Origin of the sequence: uncultured Enterovirga sp. (genome assembly GCF_964242715.1) — a bacterium.
In the GTDB taxonomy this organism is placed as follows: Bacteria; Pseudomonadota; Alphaproteobacteria; order Rhizobiales; family Beijerinckiaceae; genus Enterovirga.
The window spans coordinates 1-13258 of record NZ_CAXTAZ010000012.1 but is presented as its reverse complement, the minus strand read 5'-3'; the positions used below and the strand labels follow the sequence as shown (position 1 = coordinate 13258).

At 66.2% G+C, this 13258-nt stretch carries 16 protein-coding genes and 1 tRNA gene; 16 read left to right on the top strand and 1 reads right to left on the bottom strand.

Annotation, left to right across the window (positions count from 1 at the left end; translation table 11 throughout):
• Positions 1 to 167: 167 nt before the first annotated feature.
• The 10 genes from ACFE87_RS08325 (at position 168) to ACFE87_RS08280 (ending at position 7097) form a co-directional block, all read left to right on the top strand.
• Positions 168 to 578 (top strand): flagellar assembly protein FliX, encoded by a 411-nt coding sequence (locus ACFE87_RS08325; RefSeq protein ID WP_375459164.1) that lies wholly within the window; start codon positions 168 to 170, stop codon positions 576 to 578.
• A 186-nt stretch (positions 579 to 764) separates the two neighbouring features.
• Positions 765 to 1337: a F0F1 ATP synthase subunit delta gene (locus ACFE87_RS08320; protein WP_375459163.1), complete on the top strand. Its 573-nt coding sequence runs from the start codon at positions 765 to 767 to the stop codon at positions 1335 to 1337.
• Positions 1337 to 2866, top strand: coding sequence for a F0F1 ATP synthase subunit alpha (gene atpA / locus ACFE87_RS08315; protein ID WP_375459162.1), 1530 nt, complete (start codon positions 1337 to 1339; stop codon positions 2864 to 2866). The genes ACFE87_RS08320 and atpA overlap by 1 nt, the downstream gene beginning before the upstream one ends.
• Positions 2867 to 2987: 121 nt before the next feature.
• Positions 2988 to 3869, top strand: coding sequence for a F0F1 ATP synthase subunit gamma (locus tag ACFE87_RS08310; protein WP_375459161.1), 882 nt, complete (start codon positions 2988 to 2990; stop codon positions 3867 to 3869).
• A 54-nt stretch (positions 3870 to 3923) separates the two neighbouring features.
• Positions 3924 to 4118, top strand: a complete 195-nt coding sequence (locus tag ACFE87_RS08305) for a DUF5397 family protein (protein ID WP_375459160.1) — start codon at positions 3924 to 3926, stop codon at positions 4116 to 4118.
• Positions 4118 to 4396: a virulence factor gene (locus tag ACFE87_RS08300; protein WP_375459159.1), complete on the top strand. Its 279-nt coding sequence runs from the start codon at positions 4118 to 4120 to the stop codon at positions 4394 to 4396. The genes ACFE87_RS08305 and ACFE87_RS08300 overlap by 1 nt, the downstream gene beginning before the upstream one ends.
• A 61-nt stretch (positions 4397 to 4457) precedes the next feature.
• Positions 4458 to 5903 carry a F0F1 ATP synthase subunit beta gene (gene atpD / locus ACFE87_RS08295; protein WP_375459158.1) on the top strand — a complete coding sequence of 482 codons (1446 nt, stop codon included), beginning with the start codon at positions 4458 to 4460 and terminating at the stop codon, positions 5901 to 5903.
• Positions 5904 to 5905: 2 nt separating this feature from the next.
• The gene (locus ACFE87_RS08290; protein ID WP_375459157.1) at positions 5906 to 6157 is read left to right on the top strand and encodes a hypothetical protein; all 252 of its coding nucleotides are present in this window, start codon (positions 5906 to 5908) and stop codon (positions 6155 to 6157) included.
• A gap of 9 nt (positions 6158 to 6166) precedes the next feature.
• Positions 6167 to 6568 (top strand): F0F1 ATP synthase subunit epsilon, encoded by a 402-nt coding sequence (locus ACFE87_RS08285; protein WP_375459156.1) that lies wholly within the window; start codon positions 6167 to 6169, stop codon positions 6566 to 6568.
• Positions 6569 to 6581: 13 nt separating this feature from the next.
• Positions 6582 to 7097 carry a 2'-5' RNA ligase family protein gene (locus tag ACFE87_RS08280; protein ID WP_375459155.1) on the top strand — a complete coding sequence of 172 codons (516 nt, stop codon included), beginning with the start codon at positions 6582 to 6584 and terminating at the stop codon, positions 7095 to 7097.
• A 7-nt stretch (positions 7098 to 7104) separates the two neighbouring features.
• Here ACFE87_RS08280 and ACFE87_RS08275 read toward each other — a convergent pair whose 3' ends face one another.
• Positions 7105 to 7842 (bottom strand): class I SAM-dependent methyltransferase, encoded by a 738-nt coding sequence (locus ACFE87_RS08275; RefSeq protein ID WP_375459154.1) that lies wholly within the window; start codon positions 7840 to 7842, stop codon positions 7105 to 7107.
• 191 nt (positions 7843 to 8033) lie between these two features.
• On the opposite strand from ACFE87_RS08275, the gene ACFE87_RS08270 reads away from it, so the two are divergent.
• The 6 genes from ACFE87_RS08270 to ACFE87_RS08245 form a co-directional block, all read left to right on the top strand.
• Positions 8034 to 8107: transfer RNA gene (locus ACFE87_RS08270), tRNA-Gly, on the top strand.
• 144 nt (positions 8108 to 8251) lie between these two features.
• Complete coding sequence (locus ACFE87_RS08265; RefSeq protein WP_375459153.1) at positions 8252 to 9010, top strand: ABC transporter ATP-binding protein; 759 nt, start codon at positions 8252 to 8254, stop codon at positions 9008 to 9010.
• Entirely contained in the window at positions 9003 to 9749 is a 747-nt protein-coding gene (locus tag ACFE87_RS08260) for an ABC transporter ATP-binding protein (RefSeq protein WP_375459152.1), read from the top strand. The genes ACFE87_RS08265 and ACFE87_RS08260 overlap by 8 nt, the downstream gene beginning before the upstream one ends.
• 27 nt (positions 9750 to 9776) lie before the next feature.
• Positions 9777 to 10979 (top strand): ABC transporter substrate-binding protein, encoded by a 1203-nt coding sequence (locus ACFE87_RS08255; RefSeq protein WP_375459151.1) that lies wholly within the window; start codon positions 9777 to 9779, stop codon positions 10977 to 10979.
• Positions 10980 to 11053: 74 nt separating this feature from the next.
• Positions 11054 to 12262, top strand: a complete 1209-nt coding sequence (locus ACFE87_RS08250; protein WP_375459150.1) for an ABC transporter substrate-binding protein — start codon at positions 11054 to 11056, stop codon at positions 12260 to 12262.
• 241 nt (positions 12263 to 12503) lie between these two features.
• The coding region (locus ACFE87_RS08245; protein WP_375459149.1) for a branched-chain amino acid ABC transporter permease at positions 12504 to 13258 on the top strand (755 nt) is incomplete at its 3' end.

Here is a 13258-nt window from a genome sequence, read left to right as displayed (position 1 = left end):
CATGCCAGGGTCGTGGCGGCCTAAGTGACTGTTTTCGTTGGTGGCCACCTCCCGCATGGTCGCCTCGCCCAGGCATTTCGCGCCGCCGGCCGGCAGAACCTGCCGGGCTGTTCAGAAAGCCTTAACCATGCGGGCCCGATGGCTGGAGCCAGGCCGGGGGCAAGATCATGCGGATCGATCCGAGATGGGCCGGGCCGGCTTCGGCCGGTGCGGCGAAAGCAGGCCAGAGCACGGGCCGCCCGACATTCCGGGTGGCGTCCGAGGGGAGTGGCGGCGCGACGCAGGCCCGCGCGGCCGCGCCGCTCGCCACGCTCGACGCCATCCTGATGCTGCAGGGCGGAGACGATTCCCGCGAACGGCGCAGGCGCTCGGCCCGACGGGGCCAGGACCTGCTCGCGGGGCTCGACGGGCTCAAGGCCGCGCTCCTGTCCGGCACCGTCCCGATCGCGGCGCTTCGGACACTGTCCTCGCGGGTTGCCGCGGCCGCAGCCGACAGCGGCGATCCCGGCCTCGACGAGGTGGTCGCCGCGATCGAGCTTCGGGCCAAGGTCGAACTCGCGAAGCTCGGCATGGTCTGAGGCGACAGGGCTCTTCCGACGCGACGAGGCCCGCCTCTCAGCCTTGCACCCGGCCGCGCCCACATGCTACGGCACCCGCGCCCTGCTGGCGGCGCCATAGCCGACGCGGGCGTCCAACCCCGACACGATTGGGCTCGGATTTCGCCGACCATGCGCGGTGCGAGCCGCGAGAGCGACGAGAGACAGGTGGCTGGCAAACAGGCAAGCGAAGGTCCGGGCGTCTCCGGCGTGGCTGGACGTTACGGGTCGGCTCTGTTCGAACTCGCCCGGGACGAAGGTCGAATCGACGAGGTCGCCCGCGATCTCGACAGCTTCCAGCGGATGCTCGACGACAGTGCGGATCTCCGCCGCCTGATCAGGAGCCCGGTCTTCTCGGCGGAGGACCAGACCCGTGCGATCGAGGCCGTGCTCGGCCAGGCCGGGATCGGCGGCTATGCCGCGAACCTGATCCGGGTCGTCGCCGCCAAGCGCCGGCTCTTCGTCCTGCCCGACATGATCCGCGCCTACCGGGCGCTCGTCGCCAAATCGAAGGGCATCGTGGCGGCCGAGGTCCGGCTCGCCGAGGAGCCTTCCCCCCGGATCATGGACGACATCAAGTCGGCCCTCCGTGACATGGCCGGATCCGACGTCGACGTCGACGTGAAGATCGACCCGTCCCTGATCGGCGGACTCGTCGTCAAGGTCGGATCCCGCATGGTCGACGCCTCGCTGAAGACCAAGCTCAATTCCATACGCATTGCGATGAAAGAGGCCCGGTGATGGATATCCGCGCCGCCGAAATCTCGGCGATCCTGAAAGACCAGATCAAGAATTTCGGCGAGGAAGCCGAAGTCACGGAGGTGGGCCAGGTCCTCTCCGTCGGCGACGGCATCGCGCGCTGCTACGGCCTCGACAATGTCCAGGCCGGCGAGATGGTGCAGTTCGAATCCGGCGTGCAGGGCATGGCCCTGAACCTCGAGACCGACAATGTCGGGGTCGTCGTGTTCGGCTCTGACCGCGAAATCGGCGAAGGCCAGACGGTCAAGCGGACCGGCAACATCGTCGAGGTCCCGGTCGGCAAGGGCCTGCTCGGCCGCGTGGTCGACGCCCTCGGCCAGCCGATCGACGGCAAGGGGCCGATCCAATCGACGGAACGGCGCCGCGTCGACGTGAAGGCGCCCGGCATCATCCCCCGCAAGTCGGTGCACGAGCCGATGGCGACCGGCCTCAAGGCGGTCGACGCCCTGATCCCGATCGGCCGAGGCCAGCGCGAGCTCATCATCGGCGACCGCCAGACCGGCAAGTCGGCGATCGTGCTCGACACCATCCTGAACCAGCGCCCCCTGAACCAGGGCAATGACGAGTCGCAGAAGCTCTATTGCGTCTATGTCGCGATCGGCCAGAAGCGCTCGACCGTCGCCCAGTTCGTGAAGACGCTTGAGGAGCATGGCGCGCTCGAATACTCGATCATCGTCGCGGCGACCGCCTCCGACCCGGCGCCGATGCAGTATCTCGCGCCCTTCGCCGGCTGCGCGATGGGCGAGTATTTCCGCGACAACGGCATGCATGCCGTGATCACCTATGACGACCTGTCGAAACAGGCCGTCGCCTATCGGCAGATGTCGCTTCTGCTGCGCCGCCCGCCGGGCCGCGAGGCCTATCCGGGCGACGTGTTCTACCTCCATTCGCGGCTGCTCGAACGGGCGGCCAAGATGTCGGACGCGATGGGATCTGGTTCGCTCACGGCGCTGCCGATCATCGAGACCCAGGCGAACGACGTCTCGGCCTATATCCCGACGAACGTGATCTCGATCACGGACGGGCAGATCTTCCTCGAGACGGACCTCTTCTACCAGGGCATCCGGCCGGCCGTGAATGTCGGCCTCTCGGTGTCGCGCGTCGGCTCCGCTGCCCAGACGAAGGCGATGAAGAAGGTCGCCGGCAAGATCAAGGGCGAGCTCGCGCAGTACCGTGAGATGGCGGCCTTCGCGCAGTTCCGCTCCGACCTGGACGCCACGACGCAGAAGCTGCTGAACCGCGGGGCGCGCCTGACGGAGCTGCTCAAGCAGCCGCAATTCTCGCCGCTGAAGATGGAAGAGCAGGTCGTGGTGATCTGGGCCGGCACCAACGGCTTCCTCGATCCGCTTCCCGTCAACAAGGTGCGGGCCTTCGAGGACGGAATCCTGTCCCTGATGCGCGGCAAGCATGCCGACGTCCTCGACGCGATCCGGTCCTCCAAGGACCTGTCGGGCGACACTGAGGCGAAACTCCGCAGCGCCGTCGAAGGCTTCGCGAAGTCCTTCGCCTAGACATTTCGACCGTCATGGCCGAGCTCGTCCCGGCCACCCCGATCGACAGGACTCGCGCACGAAGCGGGGTGCCCGGGAGGAGCCCGGGCATGACAGCAGGTAGGGCTAAAGCCACAATCCGATGCCTTCGCTGAAAGACCTCCGCAACCGCATCGCCTCCGTGAAGGCGACCCAGAAGATCACCAAGGCCATGCAGATGGTCGCGGCCGCGAAGCTGCGCCGGGCGCAGATGGCCGCGGAAGCGGCTCGGCCCTTCGCCGAGCGGATGGCGACCGTGATGACGAACCTGTCGGGCGGCGTCACCATCGGGCCGGAAAGTCCGCACCTTCTCGCCGGCACCGGCCAGGACCAGACGCATCTCCTCGTCGTCTGCACGGCCGAGCGCGGCCTGTGCGGCGCCTTCAACTCCTCGATCGCCCGCCTCGCCCGGGATCACGCGCTCCGGCTGATGGGCCAGGGCAAGACGGTCAAGATCCTCTGCGTCGGCAAGAAGGGATACGACATCCTGCGCCGGCAATTCGGACAGCAGATCATCGACCTCGTCGACCTCCGCGCCGTGAAGCAGATCGGCTACGGCGAGGCCGAGATGGTGTCCGGCAAGGTGCTGCAGCTCTTCGAGGCCGGCGAGTTCGACGTCGCGACCCTGTTCTATTCCCGCTTCCGCTCGGTCATCCAGCAGATCCCGACGGCCCAGCAGATCATCCCGCTCGAGATCGGCACGGGCACGGCCGACCTCGTCGCGAACGAGGCCGTCTATGAATACGAGCCCGACGAGGGCGAAATCCTGGCGAATCTCCTGCCTCGCAACGTCGCCGTGCAGGTCTTCCGCGCCCTCCTCGAGAACGCGGCCTCCGAACAGGGCGCCCGCATGAGCGCCATGGACAACGCCACCCGCAACGCGGGCGACATGATCAAGAAGCAGACGCAGATCTACAACCGCTCGCGTCAGGCCATGATCACGAAGGAGCTGATCGAGATCATCTCGGGCGCCGAGGCGTTGTGACGACGACCGGACGCCATGCTAGGGTCGACCATATCAGTAAGCCGGAGCACGGTGATGGCGGCTGAGGCATCTCGGAGTCACGTCGGCGATCTCGACGTGGTGGGTACCTTCCACTATTTCGGCGAGCACGGGCCGGCCTACGAGGTGCTTGGCGTTCAGGACCGGGAATTCGTCGAGATCAGGGTCGTCGAAACCGGCGAAACCCTCAGCTATCCCATCGCGAATGTCAGGGCCGATCCGGAGGCCTGATGTTCGCGATCAGCTTCGATCTCGTCGTCCGGAAAATTTCCGCACTGCATCCGAAGGGCATTCCGCAAGCCTATTCAGAGATCGCCGCAACTCTGGGGCAGTATGGATTTCAACGTGTGCAGGGAAGCGTTTATCTAACTGATCAGGAAGACTTGGCAAACCTCGTTAGAGTCATGAACGCGCTACGATCGTTGGCTTGGTTTCCCGCGTGTGTTCGCGACATCCGCGCCTTCCGCGTCGAACAATGGTCGGACTTCACGTCCCTGATCAAGGAATAGCAAACGAGGCGCCAGCCTCACACATTCGGCGCGAGAGCGCCCCACCGAAGGAAAGATCACGATGTCAGCCGCACTCGCCATGCCCGAACAAGCCGCGCCGACCGGCCGCATCACCCAGGTGATCGGCGCCGTCGTCGACGTGCAGTTCGAGGGCCACCTGCCCGAGATCCTGAACGCGCTGGAAACCACCAACAACGGCAACCGGCTCGTGCTCGAGGTGGCCCAGCAGCTCGGCGAGAACACCGTGCGGTGCATCGCGATGGACACCTCCGAGGGCCTCGTGCGCGGGCAGTCGGTCACCGATACCGGCACCGCCATCATGGTGCCGGTCGGACCCGGCACGCTCGGCCGCATCATGAACGTCATCGGCGAGCCGGTCGACGAAGCGGGCCCGATCTCCTTCGAGACGACCCGGGCCATCCACCAGGAGGCACCGACCTATGCCGACCAGGCGACCGAGGCGCAGATCCTCGTCACCGGCATCAAGGTCGTCGACCTCCTCGCCCCCTACGCCAAGGGCGGCAAGATCGGCCTCTTCGGCGGTGCCGGCGTCGGCAAGACCGTGCTGATCATGGAATTGATCAACAACATCGCGAAGGCCCATGGCGGCTATTCGGTCTTCGCAGGCGTCGGCGAGCGCACCCGCGAGGGCAACGACCTCTATCACGAGATGATCGAATCCGGCGTGAACAAGCTCGGCGGCGGCGAGGGCTCGAAATGCGCCCTCGTCTACGGCCAGATGAACGAGCCCCCGGGCGCCCGCGCCCGCGTCGCGCTCACCGGCCTGACCGTCGCCGAGAATTTCCGCGACGAAGGCCAGGACGTGCTCTTCTTCGTCGACAACATCTTCCGCTTCACGCAGGCCGGCTCCGAGATGTCGGCGCTCCTCGGCCGCATCCCGTCCGCGGTCGGCTACCAGCCGACGCTCGCGACCGACATGGGCAACCTGCAGGAGCGCATCACCACGACGAACAAGGGTTCGATCACCTCCGTGCAGGCGATCTACGTGCCGGCCGACGACCTGACCGACCCGGCGCCCGCCGCCTCCTTCGCCCATCTCGACGCGACGAGCGTGCTGTCGCGCTCCATCGCCGAGAAGGGCATCTACCCGGCGGTCGATCCGCTCGACTCGACCTCCCGCATGCTCTCGGCCGCGATCGTCGGCGAGGAGCATTACAACATCGCCCGCCAAGTGCAGCAGACGCTGCAGCGCTACAAGGCGCTCCAGGACATCATCGCGATCCTCGGGATGGACGAGCTCTCGGAAGAGGACAAGCTGTCGGTCGCCCGCGCCCGCAAGATCGAGCGCTTCCTGTCGCAGCCCTTCTTCGTGGCCGAGGTCTTCACCGGCTCGCCCGGCAAGCTCGTCGCGCTCGAGGACACGATCAAGGGCTTCAAGGGCCTGGTCGAAGGCAAGTACGACCACCTCCCGGAGGCCGCCTTCTACATGGTCGGCACCATCGAAGAGGCCGTCGAGAAGGCCCAGCGCCTGGCGGCCGAAGCTTGAGCATGAACCCGAAAGTTCTGTTCCTGGTCGCCGGCCTCGTGGTCGGCGCCCTCCTGGGCTATTTCACCAGACCCGACTCGGCCGAGCTGAAGCTCGGTCCGGTCTCGATCGAGGTGCAATCCGGCCGGCCGGCAGCGCCTGGTAGCGGCGGTCAAATCACCACCGGCCAGTGGCAGCATATCGGCGCCTTCGCGCTCGGGGGCGCGGTCCTCGGACTGCTCGGCGGCTTCGTCGTCGACCGCCGCCGCATCTAGGAAACCACGATGGCCACACTCCATTTCGAACTCGTCGCCCCCGAGCGCGTCCTCTTCTCCGGCGAGGTCGAGGCCGTGATGCTGCCCGGCATCGAGGGCGACATGACCGTGCTGCCCGGCCATGCTCCGGTGATGTCGACCCTGCGGGCCGGCTTCGTGGTGATGACCCGGCACACGAACGAGGGCTCCCGCATCCTGGTCCGCGGCGGCTTCGCCGAGATCAACGCGGCCGGGGTCACGGTGCTCGCCGAGCGGGCGACCCCGCTCGAGGAACTGACGACCGACTCGATCGACCGCGAGATCATGGAGGCCGAGACGGTGCGGGACGGTTCGGCCGATTCCGCTGCCAGGGACGCCGCGAACACGGTGATCGAGCAACTGCGGGAAGCCCGCGAAGCCCTGAAGCTCTGAGGCCTGGCCTGGTGTGGGCGGCGATTCCCGCCCGCTCATCCTGACGCTCACGCTCGACGGCGCGAGCTTCGGCCAGCTCGATGAGCTACGCCGCCGGCATTTTCCCGCCGAGCGCAATCAGGTCCCGGCCCATCTGACGCTGTTCCACGCGCTGCCGGGCGCGGAGCGGGTCCGGATCGTCCGGGAACTCGGCGTCATCTGCCAGCGCCAGCGCCGCTTCCCGCTCCAGGCGACCGGCCCGAGGTCGCTCGGCCGGGGTGTCGCCATCTCTTTCGCCTCGCCCGAACTCGTCGCCCTGCGCCAATCGCTCGCGCGCGAATGGGCGGACTTGTTGACGCCGCAGGATTCGGCCCGCATCGCCCCTCACGTCACGGTCCAGAACAAGGTCGCGCCGGATGCGGCGCGCCGTCTCCTGCGCGAACTCGAGGCCGAGTTCCGGCCCTTCGTCGCCCAGGCCGAAGGCGTGACCCTGTGGCGCTATCTCGACGGCCCCTGGGATCTCGACCGGCGCTTCCGCTTCGGAGGCTGACCCCGGATCAATGTGTCTTTCGGCCGAAGATCCAAAAGCCGTGCACGCCGCCATGATCCGTATGACGCAGGAACACGTCCCGGATGCCGGCACGGGCGAAGATCATCAGCAGGCGATTGAGGTCGTAATCGTACATCGACATCTCGCCGACCGCGTAATCGTTGGATTCCAGGGTCGTCAGGGTCTCTCCGTCGAAGCGCCACGCCCGCAGGTCGCGTATCAGGGTGTTCCGGTCCCGGAGGTCGTGCGCGAACGTGAATTGCAGGCTGACGAGCCCGGCCGGCCGTAGCCGATCGAGCAGGCCCGCGACGATCCCGTATCCGATGCGGGGCAGGATATGCTGGAAGACGATGTAGCTGTTGATCCAGTCGACCATCACGCCGGGAGCGAGCTCCTCGGAAAAGCTCACATTGCCCAAGCCTCTCGCTTGCGCCTGCCGTCCGGCCTCGCTCCTCATGCCCTCGGAGATGTCGATCCCATGAGCCGTCTCGCACAGGGCGGCCATGGGAAAGGTCAGCCGCCCGAGACCCGATCCGAAATCGGCGCCGATCTGCGGCGCGACGGGACCGAAATGCTGCTGCAGCGTCTCCACCACCCAGGCCATCTCCTGGCGCCCCTGTGCATAGAAGCGCTCCTTCGCCTCCGCGGTGAGGTTGGCCTTCAGGAATTCGGGGGCGGACAGGACGCCCCACCAGGGTTCCTCCTGCCCGAGCCGCTTCCAGTCTTCCGCCGTGTCACGGGGCATCTTGCATTCCGGGGTTATGACGACCTTGCGACACATGACTTGCCACGATCGGCGCCCTTTAGGCGAGAGCGACCGGGCCGCGGCGAAGTTCGACGACGACACGCGCGGCACTCGCGATCCGTCTCCGCGAGCCCCGTCGCGCCGTTTTCGGATGGACAGACGGTCCGCCGACGACGATGATGCGGCCGCTCGCGGGTGTAGCTCAATGGTAGAGCAGCAGCTTCCCAAGCTGACGACGAGGGTTCGATTCCCTTCACCCGCTCCAGTCCCTCCGACCCCATCCGGAGCCGGCTGACCCGGGTCACCCTCGCCTATCGTCCAAGTTGACTTGTCTCTCGGCGGCATGTTGCATTGCGCCTGCACCCGGGCAGACGTGCAGGGTCGCGGACACAGCCGGAATTAGGTGGGTATGGCGGACGACATCATCCTGTCGACGGAAGGCTTGGGCAAGGACTTCAAGGGCTTTACGGCCGTGGGCAATGTCGAGCTCAAGGTGAAAAGGGGCTCGATCCACGCGCTGATCGGTCCGAACGGCGCCGGAAAGACCACCTGCTTCAATCTTCTGACCAAGTTCCTGCAGCCGAGCCGCGGCTCCATCGTCTATAATGGCCGCGACATCACGAGCATGAAGCCGGCCGACGTCGCGCGGCTCGGGCTGGTGCGCTCCTTCCAGATCTCCGCCGTCTTCGGTCACATGACGGTGCTGGAGAATGTCCGCATCGCGCTGCACAGGCGGCTGCGGGGCGACGGCTTCGATTTCTGGCGCTCCGAGACGGTGCTGGACAGCCTGAACGACGAGGCCATGGCGCTGCTCGAGGCCGTGGGGCTCACCGGCTTCTCCGAATCGCTCGCGGTCGAGCTCTCCTATGGCCGCAAGCGGGCGCTCGAGATCGCGACGACGCTCGCACTCGAGCCGGAAATGCTGCTGCTCGACGAACCGATGGCCGGCATGGCCCACGAGGATGTCGACCGCACCTCCGCCCTGATCCGAAGGGTCGCGGCGAGCCGCACCGTCCTCATGGTCGAGCACAACCTCTCGGTCGTCGCCTCCCTCTCCGACCGGATCACCGTCCTGGCCCGCGGCAACGTTCTGGCCGAGGGAGACTACGCGACCGTATCCAAGGATTCCCGGGTCATCGAAGCCTATATCGGGGCCGGACATGCGTGAGGCGGCCGTGACCCTCGCCCCTCGGCCGGCATCCTCCGCCGCTCCGCTCCTCGCGATCCGCGACCTCGAAGCCTGGTACGGCGAGAGCCACGTCCTGCATGGCGTCGCCTTCGACGTCGGCGAGGGCGAGGTCGTGACCCTGCTCGGCCGGAACGGGGCCGGAAAGACAACGACGCTGAAGTCGATCATCGGCATCATGGGGCGGCGCAAGGGCTCGGTCACCTTCGCCGGAACCGAGACCATCGGCATGCCCTCGCGCCAGATCGCCCGGCTCGGCATCGGCTACGTGCCCGAGGAGCGCGGCATCTTCGCGAGCCTGTCGGTCTTCGAGAACCTGACGCTGCCGCCGCAGATCAAGCCCGGCGGCATGACGACGGAGCAGATCTACGAGATCTTCCCCAACTTGAAGGAGCGCTCCGGGAGCCAGGGCACGAAGCTCTCCGGCGGCGAGCAGCAGATGCTGGCGATCGGCCGCATCCTCCGGACCGGCGCCAAGCTCCTCCTCCTCGACGAGCCGACCGAGGGCCTGGCCCCGGTCATCGTCCAGCAGATCGGCCGCACCATCCAGCGCCTCAAGGGCGAGGGCTTCACGATCATCCTCGTCGAGCAGAATTTCCGCTTCGCCCAGACCGTCGCCGACCGGCATTACGTCATCGAGCAGGGCCGGGTCGTCGACATGATCCCGAACGCGGAACTCGACGCCAATATCGACAAGCTGCACACCTATCTCGGCGTCTAGACCGAGAACACAGGAGAGGGAACGGACATGACATTGAGGATATTTCTGCTGGCCGCGACAGCTCTCGCGGCGGTTTCCGGAGGCGCCCAGGCGCAGGTTTCGGTCAAGTTCGGCGTCATGAACGACCGATCGGGGGTGTATTCGGATATCGGCGGCGAAGGCTCCGTCGTCGCCGCCAAGATGGCCGTCGAGGATTTCAAGGCGGCCGAGAAGGGCATCAAGGCCGAAGTGATTTCGGCGGACCACCAGAACAAGCCCGATGTCGGCTCCGGCATCGCACGGCAATGGTACGATCAGGACAGCGTCGACGTCATCCTGGACGTGCCGACCTCTTCGGTCGCGCTCGCCATCAACCAGATCACGCGCGAGAAGAACAAGATCTTCCTGAATTCGGGCGCGGCGACCTCCGATCTGACCGGGCCGGCCTGCTCTCCGAACACGATCCACTGGGCGTATGACACGGTCCAGCTCGCCAACGTGACCGGCGGCGCGATGGTGAAGCAGGGCGGCGACACCTGGTATTTCCTCACCGCCGACTACGCCTTCGGCCACGCTCTCGAGCGCGACACCCGGGCCGTGGTCGAGAAAAATGGCGGCAAGGTCGTGGGCGCCGTCCGAACGCCGTTCCCGTCGAACGACTTCTCCTCCTTCCTGCTCCAGGCCCAGGCCTCCAAGGCGAAGGTCGTCGGTCTCGCCAATGCCGGCGGCGATACCGTCAACTCGATCAAACAGGCCTCCGAGTTCGGGCTCGTGCAGGGCGGGCAGAAGCTCGCGGGGCTCCTCATGTTCATCAACGACGTGAAGGCGCTGGGGCTGAAGACGGCGCAGGGGCTCGTCCTCAGCGAGACCTTCTACTGGGACGAGAACGAGGCCACGCGGGAATGGTCGAAGCGCTTCCTTCAGCGCGCGGGCCGGATGGCGAACATGACCAATGCCGGCGTGTATTCGAGCGTTCTCCATTACCTGAAGGCGGTCGAGGCCGAGAAGAGCAAGGATGCCGCGAAGGTGATGGCCCGCATGAAGGCCACGCCGACCGACGATGTCCTCTTCGGAAAGGGATCCGTCCGGCAGGACGGCCGCAAGATCCACGACGCCTTCCTGCTCGAGGTCAAGAAGCCGGAGGAATCGAAGAGCGAATGGGACCTCTTCAAGATCCTGGCCAAGGTTCCGGCCGATCAGGTCTGGCGCCGGCTCGAAGACGGCAAATGCCCGCTGGTCGGCAAGTCCTGACCTGACCCGCTGCGAGGCCGGCGATGTCGCCCGCCTCGCAGCGACATGCAGATCCTCAACGCGAGACACGCATCATGAAGAGAACAGCTTCCATCCTCGCCGGTGTCGCGCTTGCCGCGCTGACGGCGGGAAGCGCCGCAGCACAGGTCTCGGTCAAGCTCGGCGTCCTGAACGACATGTCGAGCCTCTACGCCGACATCTCGGGTCCGGGCTCCGTCGTCGCGGCCAGGATGGCGGTCGAGGATTTCAAGGCCGATGCCAAGGGCATCAAGGTCGAGATCGTCGCCTCCGACCACCAGAACAAGCCGGACATCGGCTCGACCATCGCCCGGCAATGGTACGACCGCGAGGGGGTCGACATGATCCTCGACGTGACGACCTCCTCGGTCGCGCTCGCCGTCAGTGAGGTGACTCGGGAGAAGAACAAGATCTTCATGATCTCGGGCGGCGGTACGTCCGACCTCACCGGCACGAAATGCACGCCGAACAACGTCCATTGGACCTACGACACCTGGGCGCTCGCGAACGGCACCGGGAGCGCGATGACCAAGAAGGGTGCGGATAGCTGGTATTTCCTGACCGCGGACTACGCCTTCGGCGCCGCGCTCGAGCGAGACACGACGGAGGCCGTCAAGAAGGCCGGCGGAAAGGTGCTGGGCGGCGTCAAACACCCGCTGAACAGTCCGGACTTCTCGTCCTTCCTGCTCCAGGCCCAGGGTTCGAAGGCGAAGGTGATCGCGATGGCCAATGCCGGCGGCGACACGATCAACACGATCAAGCAGGCGTCAGAGTTCGGCATCACGCAGAGCGGCCAGGCGCTGGCCGGGCTCCTGCTCTTCTCGTCGGACGTGAAGGCGCTCGGCCTGCAGGCGGCGCAGGGCATCGTGCTGACCGAAGCCTTCTATTGGGACCAGACGGAGGCGACCCGCGAATTCTCGAAGCGCTTCTCGGCCAAGTTCGACGGCAAGATGCCGACGAGCGCCCAGGCCGGCGTCTATTCGAGCGTCCTGCATTACCTGAAGGCGGTCGAGGCGCTGAAGGCCAAGGACACCGACAAGGTGATGGCCAAGATGAAGGACATGCCGATCGACGACGCGCTCTTCGGCAAGGGCTCGATCCGGGCCGATGGCCGCGCGATCCATCCCATGTATCTCTACGAGGTGAAGAAGCCGTCGGAATCCAAGGGACCGTGGGACATGTACAAGGTTCAGGCCACGATCCCGACCGAGGAGGCATTTCGGCCTCTGAATGCGGGCGGGTGCCCTCTCGTCGGCAAGAGCTGAGCCGCGGGGCCGGGATCTTCCCGGCCTCCGTTCCGGCAGAGGCCGAGCGCACGCCACCGAAACGGTGTCTGCGGATCCCAAAGCCACATCTCCCGCCGCGTCCGGCGTGGCGAGGGATGACAAGGACGCTTAAACCTGCATGGCTGCCCGATAGCCCACGCCGGCCCGAGCGGCTGGACGCCGCCCGCTACGGACCCACGACGACCGCGCCCCGCGAAGCATTCGCCATGAGCCTTCCCGCATGACCCTCCTGGGCTTCACTCTCTCCTTCGGCTGGATGAGCCAGCCGGTTCTGGGCCTGATCAACGGCGCCTTCTACGCCGTGCTGAGTCTCGGGCTCGCGATCATCTTCGGCCTCCTGAACATCATCAATTTCAGCCACGGCGCCCAGTATATGATGGGCGCCTTCGTGGCCTGGATGCTGCTGAACTACGCCGGCATGAACTATTGGTGGGCGCTCGTCTGCGCGCCGATCATCGTCGGCGCCTTCGGCATCGTCCTCGACCGGAACTTCATCAAGCCGATGAACGACAACAACCGGCCCAGAAGCCTCGTGATGCTCGGGTCGGCCGGCCTGTTCATGCTGATCGTGACCTACCTGTTCACCTCGAATGCCGGCCCGGCCCTCGTGTCCGATACCGGGATGAACGCGACCATCGTCTTCGCGCTCGCGGCCGGCTTCGGTATCGTCGTCGCGACGCTCTGGGACCGGTTCGGTCCGCCCTTCCGGGTGCTCAGCGGGGAGCATGCCGACCACCTCTTCGGCCTCCTCCTCACCTTCGGCCTCGCCCTCATCATCCAGGGGCTGTTCCGCAACCAATACGGGGTCTCCGGCCTCCCCTACGCCATCCCGCCCCAGCTCACCGGGGCCCAGAATCTCGGCTTCATGTACATGCCGAATTATCGCGGCTGGGTGGTCATCGCCTCGCTCGTCCTCTGCCTCGCCACCTGGTTCGTCATCGAGAAGACGAAGCTCGGCGCCTATCTGCGGGCCGC

Coding starts and splice junctions, on each gene's coding strand:
- ACFE87_RS08325 (WP_375459164.1), top strand. CDS start 168: ATGCGGATCGATCCGAGATGGGCCGGGCCGGCTTCGGCCGGTGCGGCG.
- ACFE87_RS08305 (WP_375459160.1), top strand. CDS start 3,924: ATGGCGGCTGAGGCATCTCGGAGTCACGTCGGCGATCTCGACGTGGTG.
- ACFE87_RS08255 (WP_375459151.1), top strand. CDS start 9,777: ATGACATTGAGGATATTTCTGCTGGCCGCGACAGCTCTCGCGGCGGTT.
- atpA (WP_375459162.1), top strand. CDS start 1,337: ATGGATATCCGCGCCGCCGAAATCTCGGCGATCCTGAAAGACCAGATC.
- ACFE87_RS08260 (WP_375459152.1), top strand. CDS start 9,003: ATGCGTGAGGCGGCCGTGACCCTCGCCCCTCGGCCGGCATCCTCCGCC.
- ACFE87_RS08300 (WP_375459159.1), top strand. CDS start 4,118: ATGTTCGCGATCAGCTTCGATCTCGTCGTCCGGAAAATTTCCGCACTG.
- ACFE87_RS08265 (WP_375459153.1), top strand. CDS start 8,252: ATGGCGGACGACATCATCCTGTCGACGGAAGGCTTGGGCAAGGACTTC.
- ACFE87_RS08250 (WP_375459150.1), top strand. CDS start 11,054: ATGAAGAGAACAGCTTCCATCCTCGCCGGTGTCGCGCTTGCCGCGCTG.
- atpD (WP_375459158.1), top strand. CDS start 4,458: ATGTCAGCCGCACTCGCCATGCCCGAACAAGCCGCGCCGACCGGCCGC.
- ACFE87_RS08290 (WP_375459157.1), top strand. CDS start 5,906: ATGAACCCGAAAGTTCTGTTCCTGGTCGCCGGCCTCGTGGTCGGCGCC.
- ACFE87_RS08285 (WP_375459156.1), top strand. CDS start 6,167: ATGGCCACACTCCATTTCGAACTCGTCGCCCCCGAGCGCGTCCTCTTC.
- ACFE87_RS08275 (WP_375459154.1), bottom strand. CDS start 7,842: ATGCCCCGTGACACGGCGGAAGACTGGAAGCGGCTCGGGCAGGAGGAA.
- ACFE87_RS08310 (WP_375459161.1), top strand. CDS start 2,988: ATGCCTTCGCTGAAAGACCTCCGCAACCGCATCGCCTCCGTGAAGGCG.